Source organism: Chryseobacterium cucumeris, from assembly GCF_016775705.1.
In the GTDB taxonomy this organism is placed as follows: Bacteria; Bacteroidota; Bacteroidia; order Flavobacteriales; family Weeksellaceae; genus Chryseobacterium; species Chryseobacterium cupriresistens.
Genome location: NZ_CP068760.1, coordinates 4571942 through 4590010, shown reverse-complemented (window position 1 = coordinate 4590010; position 18069 = coordinate 4571942). Strand labels below are relative to the sequence as shown.

At 37.8% G+C, this 18069-nt stretch carries 18 protein-coding genes; 7 read left to right on the top strand and 11 right to left on the bottom strand.

The window, feature by feature from the left end; all coding sequences use genetic code 11:
• Positions 1 to 55: 55 nt before the first annotated feature.
• From JNG87_RS20535 to JNG87_RS20520, 4 genes are read left to right on the top strand one after another with little or no spacing between them, the layout of a single operon-like run.
• Entirely contained in the window at positions 56 to 904 is an 849-nt protein-coding gene (locus JNG87_RS20535) for a PH domain-containing protein (protein WP_202840753.1), read from the top strand.
• Positions 905 to 921: 17 nt separating this feature from the next.
• A complete protein-coding gene (locus JNG87_RS20530) occupies positions 922 to 1569 on the top strand; it encodes a GNAT family N-acetyltransferase (RefSeq protein WP_202840751.1) in 648 nt (215 codons plus the stop codon).
• A gap of 52 nt (positions 1570 to 1621) precedes the next feature.
• Complete coding sequence (locus tag JNG87_RS20525; RefSeq protein ID WP_202840749.1) at positions 1622 to 2158, top strand: PH domain-containing protein; 537 nt, start codon at positions 1622 to 1624, stop codon at positions 2156 to 2158.
• A 60-nt stretch (positions 2159 to 2218) separates the two neighbouring features.
• Positions 2219 to 3010 carry a class I SAM-dependent methyltransferase gene (locus tag JNG87_RS20520; RefSeq protein WP_202840747.1) on the top strand — a complete coding sequence of 264 codons (792 nt, stop codon included), beginning with the start codon at positions 2219 to 2221 and terminating at the stop codon, positions 3008 to 3010.
• Positions 3011 to 3103: 93 nt separating this feature from the next.
• On the opposite strand, the gene JNG87_RS20515 is transcribed toward JNG87_RS20520, so the two are convergent.
• The 3 genes from JNG87_RS20515 to JNG87_RS20505 form a co-directional block, all read right to left on the bottom strand.
• On the bottom strand, positions 3104 to 3340 hold the full coding sequence (locus JNG87_RS20515) for a YtxH domain-containing protein (protein ID WP_110010931.1): 237 nt from the start codon (positions 3338 to 3340) through the stop codon (positions 3104 to 3106).
• Positions 3341 to 3439: 99 nt separating this feature from the next.
• Positions 3440 to 4282 carry an isoaspartyl peptidase/L-asparaginase gene (locus tag JNG87_RS20510; protein WP_202840745.1) on the bottom strand — a complete coding sequence of 281 codons (843 nt, stop codon included), beginning with the start codon at positions 4280 to 4282 and terminating at the stop codon, positions 3440 to 3442.
• A gap of 326 nt (positions 4283 to 4608) precedes the next feature.
• Entirely contained in the window at positions 4609 to 5496 is an 888-nt protein-coding gene (locus tag JNG87_RS20505; protein ID WP_002979057.1) for a cyanophycinase, read from the bottom strand.
• 201 nt (positions 5497 to 5697) lie between these two features.
• Here JNG87_RS20505 and cphA point away from each other — a divergent pair, with 201 nt between their 5' ends.
• From cphA to JNG87_RS20490, 3 genes are all read left to right on the top strand, one after another.
• A complete protein-coding gene (gene cphA / locus JNG87_RS20500; protein ID WP_202840744.1) occupies positions 5698 to 8328 on the top strand; it encodes a cyanophycin synthetase in 2631 nt (876 codons plus the stop codon).
• A gap of 228 nt (positions 8329 to 8556) precedes the next feature.
• Complete coding sequence (locus JNG87_RS20495; RefSeq protein ID WP_202840742.1) at positions 8557 to 8706, top strand: hypothetical protein; 150 nt, start codon at positions 8557 to 8559, stop codon at positions 8704 to 8706.
• Positions 8707 to 8894: 188 nt separating this feature from the next.
• Positions 8895 to 9314: an N-acetylmuramoyl-L-alanine amidase gene (locus tag JNG87_RS20490; protein ID WP_202840740.1), complete on the top strand. Its 420-nt coding sequence runs from the start codon at positions 8895 to 8897 to the stop codon at positions 9312 to 9314.
• A 182-nt stretch (positions 9315 to 9496) separates the two neighbouring features.
• Here the strand turns inward: JNG87_RS20490 and JNG87_RS20485 are convergent, their stop codons facing one another.
• From JNG87_RS20485 to JNG87_RS20450, 8 genes are all read right to left on the bottom strand, one after another.
• The gene (locus JNG87_RS20485; RefSeq protein WP_110010307.1) at positions 9497 to 9955 is read right to left on the bottom strand and encodes a hypothetical protein; all 459 of its coding nucleotides are present in this window, start codon (positions 9953 to 9955) and stop codon (positions 9497 to 9499) included.
• Positions 9956 to 9978: 23 nt separating this feature from the next.
• Entirely contained in the window at positions 9979 to 11157 is a 1179-nt protein-coding gene (locus tag JNG87_RS20480) for a hypothetical protein (protein WP_202840738.1), read from the bottom strand.
• Between the two features lie 225 nt (positions 11158 to 11382).
• Positions 11383 to 12216, bottom strand: coding sequence for a type 1 glutamine amidotransferase (locus JNG87_RS20475; RefSeq protein ID WP_202840735.1), 834 nt, complete (start codon positions 12214 to 12216; stop codon positions 11383 to 11385).
• A gap of 33 nt (positions 12217 to 12249) precedes the next feature.
• On the bottom strand, positions 12250 to 13371 hold the full coding sequence (locus JNG87_RS20470) for a carboxylate-amine ligase (RefSeq protein ID WP_202840733.1): 1122 nt from the start codon (positions 13369 to 13371) through the stop codon (positions 12250 to 12252).
• A gap of 32 nt (positions 13372 to 13403) precedes the next feature.
• A complete protein-coding gene (locus JNG87_RS20465) occupies positions 13404 to 14357 on the bottom strand; it encodes a RimK family alpha-L-glutamate ligase (RefSeq protein WP_079241894.1) in 954 nt (317 codons plus the stop codon).
• A gap of 52 nt (positions 14358 to 14409) precedes the next feature.
• Positions 14410 to 15123, bottom strand: coding sequence for an alpha/beta hydrolase-fold protein (locus JNG87_RS20460; protein ID WP_137905956.1), 714 nt, complete (start codon positions 15121 to 15123; stop codon positions 14410 to 14412).
• Positions 15124 to 15233: 110 nt separating this feature from the next.
• Entirely contained in the window at positions 15234 to 16448 is a 1215-nt protein-coding gene (locus tag JNG87_RS20455; RefSeq protein ID WP_202840731.1) for an acetyl-CoA carboxylase biotin carboxylase subunit family protein, read from the bottom strand.
• A 141-nt stretch (positions 16449 to 16589) separates the two neighbouring features.
• Positions 16590 to 18005, bottom strand: a complete 1416-nt coding sequence (locus tag JNG87_RS20450; protein WP_202840729.1) for a M17 family metallopeptidase — start codon at positions 18003 to 18005, stop codon at positions 16590 to 16592.
• Positions 18006 to 18069 lie beyond the last annotated feature (64 nt).

The window sequence follows — 18069 nt, the reverse complement described above, 5'->3', positions numbered from 1 at the left end:
GGTTGTTTTTTTTTGATGGATGTTGAGAATTTAAATACTTTTGAATAAAAAAGGAATGACTAATAATTGTGCGTTGTGTAATACAGAATTAACATCTATGGATACGCTTCTGGGAGCGAATTCGCTTTCGGATGGTAATGTTTTATGCAACAAATGTTTGAATAAAGTGAGCGATATCAATGATGAGTTGCTTTATAATCTTAATGCATTCAGCATTGACGATATCAATAATATGCTGAATACAGAAGACACTGAAGCAGCTCAGACAGTCATGACGGTGGGAAAGACTCTTCCTGCAGCCATAGATTCCGGTTCTCATCAAATCTCAAAAGAGGTTTATAAGCGAAGACACCAAAAAATAAAGAATGAACTGGAAAGGCTTCATGCTAATCTCTCCGTCTTTACCAAAGGAGAAATCAAGGAACTTCCTTATCTTATCTCTGAAGAAGAACAGATCATTGCGATTACAGATGCTCAGTTTGTCAATACACTGGATGCCGGAGTATTGGTAGCAACGCCCAAAAGGATGATTTCTGTATCAAAAGGAATGTTTGGTGCCGCAAAGATTACTATTTACTCTAATGAAAACATACAGTTGGTAAGCTTTGTAACCCATCCGAGATCTCCGATTATTAAACTGCATCTGGAAGAAAGAATAGTTGAGTTTGAATGCTATATGGATAAGGAAGATGCAGAGAAGTTCTATGATACAATAAAAACCATTTATAATAATTCTAAGGATCAATCTCCAAAACAAATGGGTACAGCAGGAAAAAGTATTGCAGTCTCATCAGACGATATTTTGAATCAGCTTGAAAAACTGGGTAAACTGAGGGAAAACGGAATTTTAACCGATGCCGAATTTGCAGAGCAAAAAAAGAAGCTGCTGGAGCAATTACCATAAAAATTTTATACCCAATCATGAAAGATAAAGTATCTGCAAAAATAGTGGAAAGCTGGTTGAAAGGATGGTGCCTTTCAAGAGAAACATCTTTTCCTGTGTCCTATAAATCCGGATTTCATGTTGTTGTAGGAGATGAAAAACAAAAAGAACGTTTTGTGTTTCCTGAGCTTAATGATGATTTTTTTCAGCTTGCCAATTCAATTACCGAGCCCTGGATTTATCTGAAAGCATCTGTTCCCCCTGATCAAATTACAGATCAAATTCCTGAAAGATGGAAACTGCAGCCGCAGGGATATATGATGACCTGTTTTCATCCAATGGAATTTCCGGACACAAGTCTTGCAGAAGGATACCATCTGGAATTTTCTGAGTACAATACAACCTTTGTTATCACGATTGTGGCGGAGAATGGTGAGCAGGCTTCTATAGGACGTATCTCTCTTATAGATGATGTTGCTGTGTATGACAGGATTATTACTGAAAAAAGTCATCAAAGGAAAGGGCTTGCCCGTTTTTTATTGAAAGAACTGGAGAAGATCGCTTTATCCAAAGGTTTTTACAAGAATATTTTAGTGGCAACGGAAGAAGGAAAGCTGTTGTATGAAACCTTAGGCTGGAAGCTATACTGTTTGCATACTTCCATTGTAATACCATCAGAAGACTAATATTTTCATTTAATTACTTATAAAGAGTAATTTAGACCCAAAAATTAACGCTATGAGTGAAAAATCAAGACTTGACGAAATAAAAGAAGAACTTAAAAAACTGGATATCAGCCCTACCATATTTGCCCGGAAAGAAATTCGTGAATTACCGGATATCCTTTCACTGGACGAACGAATTGTCTATCTCGTAGAAGGCAGAAATAAACTGAACAACCATCATATCATCCTGGTAGCCACAGACAGAAGACTGATTTTTGTGGATAAGGAGTTCATGTACGGATTGAAAGTAGAAGACTTTTCTTACAGCAAAATAAGCTCCATACAATATGAAACAGAATTTTTATTAGCTTCCATAGATATTCAGGTAACTGATGACGTGGTAGAAATTGATGGAGTAGGAAAGTACCATGCTGAACTGTTTTGTGAAAAAGTAAGAGATTTCATGTCCCATCCGGAACAACATTTTCAGAGTAAATCCGAACCTAGTATTTTAGATCAGCTGGAACAATTGGGAAGATTAAAGGAATCCGGAGTTCTAAGTGAGGAGGAATTTCTGGATCAAAAGAAAAAATTAATGGAGAAATTGTAATCATTGTGTTGAATAATGAAATTACTTGATGGGTGGAACTCCCATTTTTAGACTAAAGCAATGGAAAATTATTTAGAAATTAATAAAAAATCATGGAATGCAAAAGTAGAACCTCATCTGAAATCGGATTTTTACTTTGTAGATGAGTTCTTAAAAGGCAGAACTTCGCTGAACTCCATAGAGCTGGAGCTTCTTGGAGATATAAAAGGAAAAAGTATTCTGCATTTGCAGTGCCATTTCGGACAGGATTCTATTTCCCTGTCAAGAATGGGAGCAAAGGTGACCGGCATTGACCTTTCTGACAAAGCGATTGATACCGCCAGAGAACTTGCACAAAAATGCGGTACAGACACAGAATTTATCTGTTCAGATGTATATGAGCTGCCCAATGTTCTGGATCATAAGTTTGACATCGTTTATACAAGTTACGGTACCATTGGCTGGCTTCCTGATCTTGAGAAATGGGCGGAAATTATCAATCATTTTCTGAAGCCGGGAGGGCAGTTTATTATGGCAGAGTTTCATCCTGTTGTCTGGATGTTTGATGACGACTTTACAAAAGTTGCTTATAATTACTTCAATGAAAAACCGATTGTTGAAACCTATGAAGGCACTTATGCAGATCAGTCTGCACCTATTGTACAGGAGTATGTCATGTGGAACCACTCCTTAGCAGAAGTGCTTGACAATTTAATGAAAAAAGGGTTGAAGCTGGAGACTTTTCAGGAATTTGACTGGTCACCTTATCCGTGCTTCAGACATGTAGATGAATTTGAAAAAGGAAAATGGAGAATTCCACAGTTCGGAAATAAAATACCGTTGGTGTTCGCTTTGATTGCAGAGAAAATATAAGATTTATTTTAATCCTAATAAAAAGTCATCGCAATTACTATTACGATGACTTTTTCCTATATATGAATGTTAAAAAAAACTGCTCTGTGTTGGTTAGCTCAGGGAGTCCTCAGCCTTTGTTTTTGCTTCGTCCACTTTATTCTGAACCTGGGAAGCAACATCATTGGCTTTGCTCTTAAGGTCATTTCCCCATTTGTTAAGATTATCTTTAGCTGTATTGATCTTATCTTTTACCGCTTGTTGATCTTCAGGGCTTGAATTCTTATATTTCCAGTAAGCTAATGCACCTAATCCTAGTAAAGCTAATAAGCCTTTTGTCTTGTTTCCCATGATTTCTATTTTTTTAAGTATTAATATTAAAATTTGTTGTTATCAATAATGTAAAATACGTGCCAAAAAAATAAATGGACTTATAAATAAATGTTAAATTTAGGAAAAGACTTCAAGTTTTTTACCATCAAAACTGGCGAAAACCATAGTAGGATACGAATCCTGATGATGTACATTTCCATCTTTATCAATGGCGATGGCGCCTGCAAACCCATCAATGGTTTTAAGCTCCTCAAATGTTTTATCGAAAGCCTGCTGAAGGCTCATTCCATCCGTAACTCTTGTTACAATTTTTGCAGCCGTAGCATTGCTGACAATATCTTCACCAACCCCGGTACAACTTACCGCACAGAAAGCATTGGCATAATTTCCGGCCACTGTGGCAGAATCTGAAATTCTTCCGGGAATCTCGAAGCCTTTACCTCCGGTAGATGTGGCAACAGCCAGTTTTCCTTCATGATCAATTGCAACACAGCCTACAGTTCCTTTTCCTCCATTGGCTAGTTTAGCTTCATATTCTTTTCTTCTCTGGGGAATTTCTGTAGAAAAATTTTCAAAACCATTTTCCGTAGCATAAATTTTGGCACCATTTCCTCCTAATACTCTGTCATCTTCACCTATAAGATCTTTAGCAACAAAAATCGGGTTTTGTACATTCTCAATGTTAATTACGCCGCTTAGCTTCTGGGTATTTCCGTTCATAATGGCAGCACTCATACGAATAACACCATCACTCTGGATTTGAGAACCTGTTCCTGCATTGTATAACGGATCATCTTCCAGCAAGGAAACAGCATAAGCAACCGTATCAAAAGCCGAATGGGTCTTAAGATAATCGAATGCCTTTTGAGCAATTTGTTTTAATGACTCCTGTTTTGCTGTTTTTACTTCATGGCTTTGATCGCTTTCAGAGAAAAAACCGCCGTGGATAATTACTTTCATAAAATTATAGATGATGGTTGATAAATGATTCCTTTTACGAAGTTAATTAATAAAAGATAAAAGATAAAAGATAAAAGATAAAAGATAAAAGATAAAAGATAAAAGATAAAAGATAAAAGATAAAAGATAAAAGATATTATTGTTAAACAACTATTATACATCTGGATATCAACATCAATAGAGGTGGGCTATAATTTTGAGCGGAGACGAAGAAAGCCCGCCTTATAATAAATATTTTAAATCCAATGGCTTTAGCCAACTTAAAATGTGTATGCTAAATAAAAAAACGGAACCGAGGTTCCGTTTGTATAGCTGTATTTGTTGTTCTATTTATCCTGTGGAATAGGATTAAACTGCGAATTCTCAATCGTCAGCGTTTTTGTCGTAAGATCATAATGATCATTCATAGACATTACATGTACTGTTAAATTATCAATAGAAATCGGCTCTCCAAGGTTGATATTGGTAAGGTTGGTATCTTTGATAAACCTTCCGTCTACCAGAATAACAAGACCTGAACCTACAGCAGTCATTACATCATTATGAATGAAAAGTCCTGTATCTTCACCCAATCCGATTCCCAGCGTTCTAGGATTGTTCACTACCGCCTGGAAAAGGCGCCCGATTCTTCCCCGCTGTACAAAATGAGTGTCGATAATGACATTATCGATTAGCCCCAATCCCTGAGTGGTTTTGATTTCTCCTTTCAATAAAGCTTCAGAACTGCTTCCCTGATAGATCATATTTTCAGAAGCTGCTGCAGCACCTGCAGAAGTTCCGGAATAAATAAAATCCTGTTCCTGGTATTTTAATAAAACCGTATCATGAAATCTTGTTCCTCCAAGAATAGAGGTCAGTCTCAGCTGATCTCCTCCGGTGAACATCATTACATCGGCAGCGTTGGCTCTTGCGACCATTGCATCAGAATTGGCTTCCTCACGGTTGTGGATGTCCAGCACATTTACATTTTTAGCTCCAAGAAATTCGAATGCTTTTTTGTACTCGGAACCTACGATCTGAGGGATTTGAGAGGCAGTGGTAACAATTTCAATGACAGAATTTTCCTTTAGTTTTGATTCGTTGATGATCTTTCGCAGGATCCCACGCTCAAAAAAATTAAGATTCTTTTCTATATTCTGATCATAATCGGTTTCAGCAAAACTTCCTTTGTTTACAGCGCCTCCGATAACTATTAATTTTCCAACAGGTTTCATCATTGTGCAAAATTAAAAAATAATTCACATTCTCTGGCCAATTTCATGCCATCTTTAGTTGATTTTTAATGTTTTAGGAATGTTAATTAAAATTATTTTTTTTTTACTGAATCTTTAAATGTGGTATAGTTTCGTTTAGGGTTTTACATTATCTTTGGCTATGAAAGGAGTTATTGTTAACTGTTAAAATGCCAATAGACTATGAAAATCGAAAAGATTCAGGCACTAAGAGGTCCTAACATCTGGAGCATCAGAAGAAAGAAGCTGATACAGATGAGGTTGGATTTAGAAGAAATGGAGAATTATCCTACCAATAAAATCGAAGGATTCCGGGAAAGGATTGAAAAATTAATCCCATCATTGATGACGCACCGATGCTCGGAAGGAGTGGAAGGAGGTTTTTTCCATAGAGTGGAAACAGGAACCTGGATGGGACATGTCATTGAGCATATCGCTTTGGAAATACAGACCCTGGCAGGAATGGATGTGGGGTTTGGAAGAACCCGTGAAACAAAAACTCCGGGAGTATATAATGTAGTATTCAATTATATCGAAGAAAATGCAGGGATCTTTGCTGCAGAAGAATCTGTAAAAATTGCAGAAGCACTGATTGAAGGCAAAGATTATGATTTGAATGCTTGTATCCATAGATTAAAAGAAATCAGGGAACGCGTTCGTTTAGGGCCTTCCACAGGAAGTATTGTAGAAGAAGCGGCATCCAGAAGAATCCCATGGATCAGACTGGGGACAAACTCATTGGTACAGCTTGGTTATGGCGTGAACCAGCAAAGATTTCAGGCTACCATTACCGGGAACACAAGTTCTATTGCTGTTGATATCGCGTGTAATAAAGAATTAACAAAGAGAATGCTTCATGATGCGGCTATTCCGGTACCTATCGGAGATCTGATAGCAGATGAAGAAGGTTTACATGCAGTCATCAGAAAAATTGGGTATCCCATTGTTTTAAAACCTCTGGATGGAAACCATGGAAAAGGTTCTTCCATTAATGTGAACGATTGGGAAGCCGCCAGAACAGGCCTTGAACATGCTCAGAAATATTCAAGAAAAGTAATTGTTGAGAAATATATCACAGGCTACGACTTCCGTATACTGGTGATCAATAATAAAATGGTGGCTGCAGCCAGAAGAGTTCCAGCCCATGTTGTAGGCGATGGAGAACTGAACCTTCAGCAGCTTATTGAAAAAGAAAACAAAGACCCTAGAAGAGGCTATGGCCATGAAAATGTCCTTACCGAAATTGAAGTTGATAAAGACACTTTAGAATTACTTGATAAACTTCAATATACTTTGGAAACAATTCCTCAAAGAGGAGAAGTGGTTTATCTTAAATCAACGGCCAATCTTTCAACCGGAGGAACTTCCATTGATGTAACAGATATGGTGCATCCGGAAAATATCACAATGGCTGAAAGAATTTCTAAAATTATCGGATTGGATGTTTGCGGTATTGATGTGATGGCAGAGAACCTTACCCAGCCTTTAAAGGAAAGTGGCGGAGCAATTATTGAAGTTAATGCTGCACCAGGGTTCAGAATGCATCTTGCACCAAGTGAAGGATTACCAAGAAATGTGGCTGCTCCGGTGGTTGATATGCTCTATCCTCAGGGAAAACCTTTTACCATTCCCATCATTGCAGTAACAGGAACCAATGGAAAAACAACAACGACAAGACTTATTTCCCATATTGTAAAAAGCAATGGGTACCGAGTAGGATTTACGACTTCGGATGGAATTTATATTCAAAATACCATGCTGTCAAAAGGAGATACTACAGGACCGCTTTCTGCAGAATTTATTCTGAAAGACCCTACCGTAGAATTTGCAGTGCTGGAAACCGCAAGAGGTGGTATTTTACGTTCGGGGCTTGGTTTTTCACAATGTGATATCGGGGTTCTGACCAATATTGAGGAAGATCACCTGGGAATGAACGATATTCACAGTTTAAAAGATCTTACCAAGGTAAAGCGTGTTGTATTGGATAGTGTCAAAAAGAGCGGCTGGAGTGTTTTGAATGCCGACAATGAATATTCCATGAAGATTGTGAGTGATCTCGATTCTAATGTGGCTATTTTCAGTATGGATGAAAACAATCCTCATATTGTAAAATTTGCTAAAGAAGGAAAGATAACCTGTGTATATGAAGAAGGTTTTGTAACCATCAAAAAAGGAGACTGGAAAATCAGAATAGGAAAAGCCAAAGACTTCCCGATAACGATGGAAGGGAAAGCCAGATTTATGATTGAAAACGTATTGGCAGCCAGTTTGGCGAGTTACCTTTACGGATTCGGGATTGAGGATATTTCCAATTCTTTGAGAACCTTTATTCCAAGTGCCCAGCTGACACCGGGAAGACTGAATGTTTTTAAATTCAAAAACTTTAAAGTTCTGATCGACTTTGCCCATAATCCTTCAGGATACGAAGCCATAGAAGATTATCTTAGAAATGTAGAATCTACCAAAAAGATAGGGATTATTTCCGGTGTTGGAGACCGTAGAGACAACGATATCAGAGAATGCGGAAAAATTGCCGGAAGAATGTTCGATTATATTATCATACGAAACGAAAAACACCTTCGCGGAAGAACCGAAGAGGAAATCAACGGATTGATTATCGACGGTATTAATTCTGCAGGAAGAGATGTCAGTTATGAGATCATTCCTAAAGAAATTGAAGCTTTAAAGCATGCGATAGGAATGGCAGAAGAAGGAACATTTATCACGGCTCTAAGTGACGTTATTTCCAATGCTATTGATCTGGTTCAGGAATACCAGGCCAAGGAATTGCTGGAAGACGATAAAAACCTGTAAAGACATCTTTATACAACTTATTACAATTGCAATACGGAATGGAAAACGTATTGCAATTTTTTTATCTATGGTTTCGAATCCGGGCTACGAAATAAGAGATGATTTCTAATGAAATTTTATCTTCTACTGTACTTTTTATTTACGAAAATTTGGAGCAGTTATTTTTTTATGTTAAATCTCTAATTGGAGAATAATTTTTATATTTGAATGTAAACTAAAATCAAAACCATGAAAAATTTAAAGAGAATCTCTAAAGAGAAATTAAGAAGTATCAACGGAAAAGGAGGATGCCCTCCAGGCTTTCATGATTGTCCGGTGCCATGGAATGAAAAGGTATGCATTCCCCACGACAATCAGATGGCATGTCCGGAGTTATAAAAATTATCCCTCACAGTGAGGGATTTTTTGTTGCTGTTCTTCAGTTTTTATGAGTTTCATCATTTTAATGCAATACAAGAATAAACTTAAAAAGAAAGTAATCACAACAATGTAAATAGGGTGTTTTTCCTTCACTATTTTGGGAGTTACAGGTTTAATTTTGCTCAACAATAATTAAACTGAAATCCATGAGAACAATCAATTACATCGTTATACATTGTACAGCAACACAGCCAGATGTTACAATAGAAAGCATTAAAAGGTATTGGAAGGAAAACCTGAAATGGAGAAATCCAGGGTATCATTATATGATAAAAGCTGATGGAAAAATAGTCAACACGTTGCCCATTGATCAGGTATCCAATGGAGTTGCAGGGTGGAATTCTCAAATTATCAATATATCATACATTGGAGGCATTGATAAAAGCAACCATCCAAAAGACACAAGAACGGAAGACCAAAAAAAATCTATGGTAAAGCTGTTAAGAGAATTAAAATCAAAATTTCCTAAAGCTACAATTCAGGGACATAGAGATTTTCCCAATGTTCATAAAGCTTGCCCTAGTTTTGATGCGAAGAAAGAATATGCTGGATTATTAATAAGTTGAAGAATTAAAAATCAATCATTACGGTTTCCCGTAGACTATGCCAACAACATATCCGTATATTTACAATGTTTGTAAAAAACACAGCGTACATGTTAATTTTTTATATCCTCCTTTTGGGGGATTTTATGATTAAAGAGTCTTTCAGGAATAAAACTAACCTCCGGAATTTCGGAGGTTTGTTTCTATAAGTTTTCCCAGGTTGTTTTTATACTCTGCATTTTTTTAAGGTAAAAATACAAAGGAATAAGTTCTAATCTGAGGGTAAAGCTGATTGATGGATACATAAACGGGATAATGGCCATCATAATAAGGCAAACAGCAATCCCGATAATGGCATCTGCAATGGCAGCCTGTGGTGCCCATTTTTGTTCAAACCAAAGTCCACAGGCAACAATACCTTTGAACAGAAACAATAAGCAGATCAAAAGTCCTGTCATTGAATACGGATGATTGGCATTCATCCCGTATAATGATAAAGAGACATGAGTCATCAGAGAGCCTGCCAATAAAAAGATAGCAGCCAGTGCTCCTCCGATTAAAAAGATCCATAAGAAAATTTTAATCCAGACAGGTAATAAATCTCTTCTCCGTGTTAAAGTGTGGTTTTCAAATTCTGCAAAAGCGGTTGGCTTTTCTTCCATGTTGTATTAGTTTTATCAGTTTTTTATCCGAAAAAAGCATTCGAACTTCCGATCCAGATGGCATCTTTTTTATTGAAGTCTACATTCACCATGGCGGCTTTAGTCATTCTTCCCAGATTTTCCAATAGGATAGGGCGTTCGTCATTTTCCCGCCAAATATACAACAAACGGATCTCTGCTTTTGAAAAATCTCCGTTGATATCTTCAAAAATGGGTTCATAATAGACTTTTCTCTGCAAAATATAGTTTTCCTTATCCTGAATAGAGTCTGTAACTTCTTTTGTCGGATTCAGATTAACTCCACTTCCGGCGAACGAAAATAATGGTTTCAATACAAAATCATCCAGATTTTCATTTTCCGGAAATTCATGCAGAAAATAACTTTTCGGAACAAACTGATGTTGTAATAAAGGCAAAAGGAATTTTGAAATTTTAAAGAACCAGTTTGGGTGGGTAATCCATTTTACATCCACTTCCTCGCGGAAATCAAATTCTGTATGCAGATCCGGAATATTGTCCAGTTCATCAAATATAACCCGGTTGTAGATTCTCTTAATTTCGGTAAGCTTACCATTATTTTCATAATACAGTTTTCGACCCTGTTTTTTTACTTTTGTCAGGCATACTGTTTTGATGCCTAGCAGTTTCTCGGTCAGAGCAAAATCAATAGCCGTTTTTTGTTTTTCCGGAAAGATTTCAAGCAGAATTACATTTTCAGGATGTTCATCACTTACAATCAGTTCCTTCAAATAGTTTTTAAAGGTTTCATGGGGCATAGGATTTCTGATCTCCGAAAGAAAAGGGTAGACTTCACAATACGTTTCCTCATATACTTTCTGGAAAGCATACAAAGAAGGAAATGCCTGAAGTTCTATCAGCTGAGGTTCTATTGCTCCGTCTTCGCTTTTGCAGACTCCAAAATCTATGGTGAAAAAATGAGGCTGTTGGGTGTCATTGGGAACCCTGCAGTTTTCAGGAATGGCTTTTTGAAGGAGTTCTGCCGGCATTGCTTGAATCTGGCTGATGATACTTTCACTGGCGTCTATGAGTTTTTTCTCAAATTCTTTAGTCAGAAAAATAGGACTTTCTGAAACTCTGAAACCAGGTGCTGTTCCTCCTTTTTCAGTCAGTATATTTTTGAGTTGATGGTATTTTTCATCTGAAAACTCCTGATTGAACTGTTTTCTGTATTCTGGGATCATATTTTTTTTCTTTTGTGGTGTTAAAAAAACCGGACGTTTATGCCCGATTTGATTTTACCACAAAAGGCACAAAAGTTTTAGAATATAAAAGTTTAATACACTTTTATAAAAATACCTATTTAATTGGGAAATCTTTGATTTTCAAGAAAGCTTATGTGTTCTTCTCAACAGCTTTTATGATTGTAATACCCAAATCCCTTTTGTGACTTTTGTGGTTTGTATTGATTAAGCCAAAGATTCAGCTTCTTTCAAAATGTTTTTTTTTGCAAACTGAAGGAATCTCGGAAGAATCTGATGTCTGGTCAGAATGATTTTATCTTCATCGTCTATTCTGTCTATCGTTTCAAGATATTTTTCCATCCCAAAATTTTCGATCATGGCTTCCTTGTTCTTTTCATCCTTCAGGTTTTCGATCAGAGATTCAGGATTGGCTTCCGGATGAAACTGTGTTCCGAATATCTCCTCCGAAAAACGAACGGCCATTACCGCTCTTTCCAGGTTGATATGAGGACGGAATTTTTCAATCGCCATGATGGTCATTCCCAATTCTTGGAAACGGTCGTGATCCGGTTCTATAAACTGGTAGGCTCTGGAATCTACCGCATAAAAAGGATCCTGAAGATTTTTGAATAAAAACTCCTCCTGGCCTTCCTCTGTTTTATGAACAGGCATTACTCCGAAGGAATAAGACTTTCTTTTGCAGATATTCCCCAGATTCCAGTGAATGCTTGCCAGCTGAAATGAATGGCAGATCAGGAAAAGATACTTTTTATCTTCATGGTATTGATTATGCTCGAAAACAGCATCTAGGAAATGGGCAAATCTGTCTTCCCAGGCCAGACCTTCACGATGTGGGTTTCCGGGGCCACCGGAAGAAATGAAAATATCAAAATCTCCGATCTCCGGCATTTCATCTTTAAACCTCACGTCAAATGTCTTGATCACCACATTTTCTTCAGAGTTCTGCTGAAAAGTTTCGGAAATTTCTTTAATGTTTCTAAAACCTTGATTCACATGATTGTTGTTCATGTCCAGCAGAGCAATTCGAATATCTTTCATTACATCATATTTTTTGTAAAGTTACCAAAAAAATTATGAAGCAGGTTCACCATGGGTTATGCCATACTCCGTTTCAGAGATCATATAATCAACCACTTTCGTCAGATCACCTGTTTCCTTGAAGATCTGAAGCTGCCGGTCTGCACCGGTTCCGTTTTCAAGGATTTTCCAGGCATATTCCACTTCCTGGCGGCATCCCAGATCATCTACCACATCATCAATAAACTCTAAAAGCTCTTTCAATAAATGAGGATAAGGAACGGATTCTTCTTTCCCAAAATCGATGAGATGGGCTTCGATACCACTTTTGGAGGCACGCCATTTATTTTCGTTCAGCAGTAATCTTCTATAGCTTCTGAAGCTGAGATTTTGCTGGTGCAGTTTATATATTTTGGCAACAAGACTCTGCATTATGGCCGCAAGACAAACGGTTTCGTCAATTCTTAACGGCATGTCACAGATTCTGAATTCGATAGTTGGATAAAACGGATGTACCCGTAAATCCCACCAGATTTTCTTGGCATTGTCGATGGTTCCTGTTTTTACCAGAAGATCCACATAGCTGTCGAACTCTGCCAGAGAGTTGAAATAACTCGGAATACCGGTTCTTGGGAATTTGACGAAAATTTCCTGTCTGTACGATTTAAAACCTGTATATCTTCCAATCCAGAAAGGTGAATTGGTAGAAAGGGCGTATACGTGAGGAAGGAAATATCTCATCACATTCTGAATTCTTACGCCTTCTTCACGATTAGGAATTCCAATATGAACATGCAGTCCGAAAATAAGATTTTCACGGGCCACATCTCCCATATCATCTACGATTTTAATGTATCTTTCTCCCTGAGTGATATTGTTTTCAGACCAGTGAGAGAATGGGTGAGTGCCACCTCCGGAAACACGAAGTCCCTGTTCATGGGCGATATTGATAAGATGGCGCCTTAAATTCGTTAATTCAGCTCTGGCTTCCTGAATATTCTGGCAGATTCCCGTTTCCATTTCAATCATGGATTCGTGCATTTCGTGCTTTAAGTTTTCACTTAAAACCGCTTTGCCGCCTTCAATGATTTTTGAAACGTGAGAAACCAGATCTCTGCTTTCCACATCGATGATCTGATATTCTTCTTCAATCCCAATAGTAAACTGATGATGCATTTATTTTGTGTTTTTTAATTTCTTTTTCAATGTTATTTAATGGAATCCTTCACGAATGTTCCCCAGGCAATGTTAGGTTTCCCCGGAACATATTCTTTAGCTTTTTCAATAGCCAGTTTGGCAGCATGTTCTATGATCCATGCAAAGTTTTCTTCTCCTACAGAATTGCGGTCTGCATCAGGAGCCGGGTTGCAGAAATCAATCGCATAAGGAATACCGTCTCTTACAGCAAATTCCACGGTGTTGAAATCGTATCCTAAAGCTTGATTCATTTTAATCGTATAATCATGAATAGTCTTCAGTAATTTTTCAAGTTCTTCACCTTGGGTCTGATGCGTGGTGGCGTATCTCAAGTGAGGTGCATTTCTTGGCTCATAAGGCATAATGTGGACATATTTTTGGCCCAGACAGTACACTCTGTAATAATCGTCAAAGATAATTTCTTCCTGTACCATCATCACCAGCTGCTCGGTTTCTCCCAGTTTGTTCCAAAGATCATCCGGGTTTTCTACCCTGTACACATTTTTCCAGCCGCCGCCATCATGAGGCTTCATATAGGCAGGAAACCCTACATAATTGAAGATATATTCCCAGTCATGAGGAAATTTCAGGTTCCTGAAGGAAGTTTCTGAAGTATTGTCCGGTCTTTCGTGTGATGGAAGTAAAACCGTTTTAGGAAGCGGAATTCCCAGTTTGGACATCAGGGCATTGTTGAAAAACTTCTCATCAGCACTCCACCAGAATGGATTGTTGATGACATAAGTGCCGTTAAGGGCAGCATTTTTTAAATAAGCTCTGTAAAAGGGAACATCCTGTGAAATTCTGTCGATGATCACTGCATAACCATAATCTGCGCCCTGTTCAAGTTTGTCAATAGTAACGGGTTCAGCGATGATATCTCCACCTCCCATTTCATTTACTTTGTCTATAAATGCCCAGGGAAACGTGTCTTCCATACCGAAAAGAATTCCTACTTTTTTTGTCATAATTTTTGTTTTTAAGGTGGGTATATTTTTTTCTATTTGTCTTTTCATTGTTTTAAGAGAAAAATGCTCCTATGAAGGTAGGGAAGACCATTCTCCATAGCGGCCAGTCGTGGCCTATCCATTTTCTTTCATCGTACCAGAAATCTATGCCTTTTATCCTGAGGATTTCAGCCATTTCAACATTTTTATCCTTGCAGATATCCTGATCAGAAGTGCTCAGTACAATATGCATATGTTTGTACTTCCAGGCTTCATCATTCCGTACAAACTCTCTTGGACAGTTGAAGTATACCAGATCATCAGTGTAGCCATCCATAAAATTCCTTATACTGAAGGCGCCGGAAAGGCAAAACAGATGAGAAACCAAATCCGGAAATCTGAAAGCAAAATTAGCGGCATGATAGCCTCCGAAACTGGCTCCGGCCACTGCTACACGATGTGTTTTATGAAGCTTTTGGATATAAGGCACGAATTCCTGGACCAGGAACTGTACATACCGTTCATAATTCCTTATTCTTTGCTGAGGCGAGATTTTTTCATCATAAAAACTCCAGCTGTCGATGGTCTGTACATTGTAAAGCTTTACCTTTCCCTGTTCTATAAACCAGTTGATACTTCCGTTAAGATGAAAATCATGATTCTGGGTATATTGTCCCTGGGAAGTTGGGAACATAATGATAGGATGGCCGTAATGCCCGGTCACTTCTACTTTGAGACTTGTTCCCAATATATTTGAATAATACTCTGTATGTTCTATGTGAGGCATTTTCCTTGTTTGGTTTTATCTTTCTAAATTACATTTTAGCAGAGAATCTTGGAGCAGATTGTATATTATGAATTCGATAACATTTTGAATATCAATGTCAAGTTTCATTGTTAAGAACTCAATTTATTACCTTTCGGAGGCAGAATGTTCAGCATATCCGCATGAATCATTTCAGCAGCAGAATCCAGCCTGTCCTGTACAACAGAGGCGTCTCCGGATTTATAGACAATTCCGACATGATAGTCTATCGGAAGAAATTTGACAACTTCTTCGCATTCAAAACTGCTGTAATTCGGTTCTTTATCTTTAATCAGAGCTACAATCAGGCCTGAATAATAGCCTGTAGGCAGAGAAACGCTGTAATCATGACCTCTCAGAAGAGCATCTTCAATTTTAGCCCATTCTCTCCAGATATTGATGCCGCTTGATGCTTCAACCAGATCCGGAATATGAGCGCCGCCAACCCTGGATGAGGTTTCAAGGAAGTACCATTTTCCGTCTTCTTTTCCACGGATAAATTCTGTATGGGTGGCTCCGTTGACAAGTCCGAAGTTGGAAAGAACTCTGGCATTTATATCTTCCAGTGCCTTAAACTCTTCGGAATACCTTCCTAATGTTTTGGATCTGAAAACCCCGCCTTCGTGAGAAACCTGCATGGGAGGAGCAAGATATTTTGAGGCAGAAGTGAATATTGTTTTTTTGTTAAAAGTAAGACTGTCCACATGGTAAACATCTCCGGGTTTAAAACTTTCCAGTAAAAAAAGATGACGTTCTTCTCCCAGTATTTCCAGGGCTTCAAGAAGCTGTTCTTTGGAGGTTATTTTCTTAATGCCCGATGCGGATGCTTCAGACCTTGGTTTCAATACCCATGGAGCAGGAACGCGGTCTGTAAATTCATCCACTTCGTTATCATTGAACACAGCGGTGAATTCAGGAACGCTGATCCCGGAATCCTTTGCTTTTTGCCTCATGGCAAGTTTATCTCTGAAATACCGGTGGGTTGTCTGTCCCATACCGGGAATACGGAATGTTTCTCTGATTAACGCTGCTTTTTCAACATCATAATCATCCAAAGCCACCACAGCATCTACTTTTCTGGTCTTCATCAGGTGGGAAAATCCCTGAATTAAATGTTCCAGATTCCATACGGAAGGCTTGAGCTCGGGCATATAGAATGTTTCATCAATCGCGTGCCAGGGCCAGTTTTTTTCTTTGAGGTTTTCGGAGGTTACAAGGATGATTTTATTGCCGAGCTTCTTCATTTCGTCCATAAAATCGTAGCCTTTGTAATAGCACGAAATACACACAATAGTTTTCTTCTCCATATAATGTTTTTTAAGATTTAGTGAATTTTCAAAAATAAAAGCATTTATATATTATTTTATTAATATCAAAAAATAAAATATTGTGCGTTTTTGAAAATCCACTAATCAATTATACAGAGTTTTTTTGTAAAAAACTAATTTTTAGTGATAATTTTCAATTAAATTCACCAGGAGCTGAACACCAAAACCTGTTGCTGCTTTTTCTTTTGCATAGCCCACACTTCCAAAGGCTACTCCTGCAATGTCTAAGTGCGCCCATTTAGGATGGTTCTCAATGAATTGCTCTAAAAATTTTGCAGCAATAATACAGTCTCCCACAGGCTTTAGAGAGATGTTTTTCATATCGGCCACATCAGACTGGATATCATCTTTCCAAACATCCCATAAAGGAAGATTCCAGACCCTCTGATTGGTCTGGTCACCGGTTTTGATTAAGTTGTTTTTCAGTTCCTCGTTATTGGAGAACATAGCAGCACAGGTATCTCCGAACATTCTCACTGAGCTTCCCGTTAAGGTAGCCAGGTCAATAAGGAAATCAGTTTTGTAGTTTTTAGAAAGATAAGACAAACCATCTGCAAGAATTAATCTGCCTTCTGCATCAGTATCAAGTACTTCAATCGTTTTTCCGTTATAGGCTGTGATCACATCACTTGGAAGCAGAGCCTTTTCTGAAACAGCATTATCAGTAATAGGAAGAACAGCAACAATGTTTACCGGAAGCTGCATTTCAGCGGCATAGATTAACGTTCCCAAAACAGCCGTTGCTCCGCCCATGTCAGATTTCATATAATGCAGATTGGCAGAGCTTTTTATTGATATTCCTCCGGTGTCAAAGAGAATACATTTTCCTACCAGACCGAAAGTCTTGGCGTTTTTTGCTGTCGTTTTATATTCTAAAATAGTGAAAGCGGCATCGTAAGCACTTCCTTGATTCACAGAAAGATAAGCGCCTAATCCAAGTTCTTCACATTTCTTTCTGTTAAAAGCAGTGTATTTTAAGTCATATTTTTTAGCCAGATTTTTAAGGTATGCGCTTAAGATATCCGGTTTTTTAAGATTGGCTGGTTTGTTAAGCCAGTCCTGGCAGGCAGTTTGCCCGTTAACCAATGCTTCTGCTTTCTGGCTGATATGATCTAATTTTTTCTGGCTTAAATTTTCAAAGTGCAATTCAAATTTCGTATTCCAGAAAGCGTGTTTTTTATCAAAAGGGTAGTTGTAAGTTCCTGTTAAAAGTCCTTTTACAAACTCCTCGAACTGCTTTTCATTCAGGAAGTCAGCAAGGGCTAATGTAGGTACGGCCAGCAGTTTTTCTTTCTGTGTCTGTGAAAATTTAGCCGCCACCTGCTGGATCTCGAAATTTTGTAAGGCGGATTTTCCTAATCCAATGAAATACGTAATTCCTTCTTCATGAGCATTGACAAAAACTTCATATTTCTTTCCGGTGAAAAAATTGGAAATGTTTTTGTTGAAATTTTTACTGGTTTTCGTCCATTCTTCCTCCGTAAACAGTTGGAAAACCTGAGTGTAATTTTTGTTTTTTTTATTGATTAGTTTCATAAATAGATGTTATAATTTCTAAATTCATAAAGAGTGCCGCCTTCATTTTGTCCCTGTCCGGCTT

Excerpts from the sequence above, each read along its gene's own strand:
- JNG87_RS20455 (WP_202840731.1), bottom strand. The coding sequence starts at position 16,448 with ATGGAGAAGAAAACTATTGTGTGTATTTCGTGCTATTACAAAGGCTAC.
- JNG87_RS20515 (WP_110010931.1), bottom strand. The coding sequence starts at position 3,340 with ATGGGAAACAAGACAAAAGGCTTATTAGCTTTACTAGGATTAGGTGCA.
- JNG87_RS20505 (WP_002979057.1), bottom strand. The coding sequence starts at position 5,496 with ATGAAACCTGTTGGAAAATTAATAGTTATCGGAGGCGCTGTAAACAAA.
- JNG87_RS20480 (WP_202840738.1), bottom strand. The coding sequence starts at position 11,157 with ATGATCCCAGAATACAGAAAACAGTTCAATCAGGAGTTTTCAGATGAA.
- JNG87_RS20495 (WP_202840742.1), top strand. The coding sequence starts at position 8,557 with ATGAAAAATTTAAAGAGAATCTCTAAAGAGAAATTAAGAAGTATCAAC.
- JNG87_RS20530 (WP_202840751.1), top strand. The coding sequence starts at position 922 with ATGAAAGATAAAGTATCTGCAAAAATAGTGGAAAGCTGGTTGAAAGGA.
- JNG87_RS20520 (WP_202840747.1), top strand. The coding sequence starts at position 2,219 with ATGGAAAATTATTTAGAAATTAATAAAAAATCATGGAATGCAAAAGTA.
- JNG87_RS20450 (WP_202840729.1), bottom strand. The coding sequence starts at position 18,005 with ATGAAACTAATCAATAAAAAAAACAAAAATTACACTCAGGTTTTCCAA.
- JNG87_RS20535 (WP_202840753.1), top strand. The coding sequence starts at position 56 with ATGACTAATAATTGTGCGTTGTGTAATACAGAATTAACATCTATGGAT.
- JNG87_RS20460 (WP_137905956.1), bottom strand. The coding sequence starts at position 15,123 with ATGCCTCACATAGAACATACAGAGTATTATTCAAATATATTGGGAACA.
- JNG87_RS20475 (WP_202840735.1), bottom strand. The coding sequence starts at position 12,216 with ATGAAAGATATTCGAATTGCTCTGCTGGACATGAACAACAATCATGTG.
- JNG87_RS20525 (WP_202840749.1), top strand. The coding sequence starts at position 1,622 with ATGAGTGAAAAATCAAGACTTGACGAAATAAAAGAAGAACTTAAAAAA.
- cphA (WP_202840744.1), top strand. The coding sequence starts at position 5,698 with ATGAAAATCGAAAAGATTCAGGCACTAAGAGGTCCTAACATCTGGAGC.
- JNG87_RS20465 (WP_079241894.1), bottom strand. The coding sequence starts at position 14,357 with ATGACAAAAAAAGTAGGAATTCTTTTCGGTATGGAAGACACGTTTCCC.
- JNG87_RS20510 (WP_202840745.1), bottom strand. The coding sequence starts at position 4,282 with ATGAAAGTAATTATCCACGGCGGTTTTTTCTCTGAAAGCGATCAAAGC.
- JNG87_RS20470 (WP_202840733.1), bottom strand. The coding sequence starts at position 13,371 with ATGCATCATCAGTTTACTATTGGGATTGAAGAAGAATATCAGATCATC.
- JNG87_RS20485 (WP_110010307.1), bottom strand. The coding sequence starts at position 9,955 with ATGGAAGAAAAGCCAACCGCTTTTGCAGAATTTGAAAACCACACTTTA.
- JNG87_RS20490 (WP_202840740.1), top strand. The coding sequence starts at position 8,895 with ATGAGAACAATCAATTACATCGTTATACATTGTACAGCAACACAGCCA.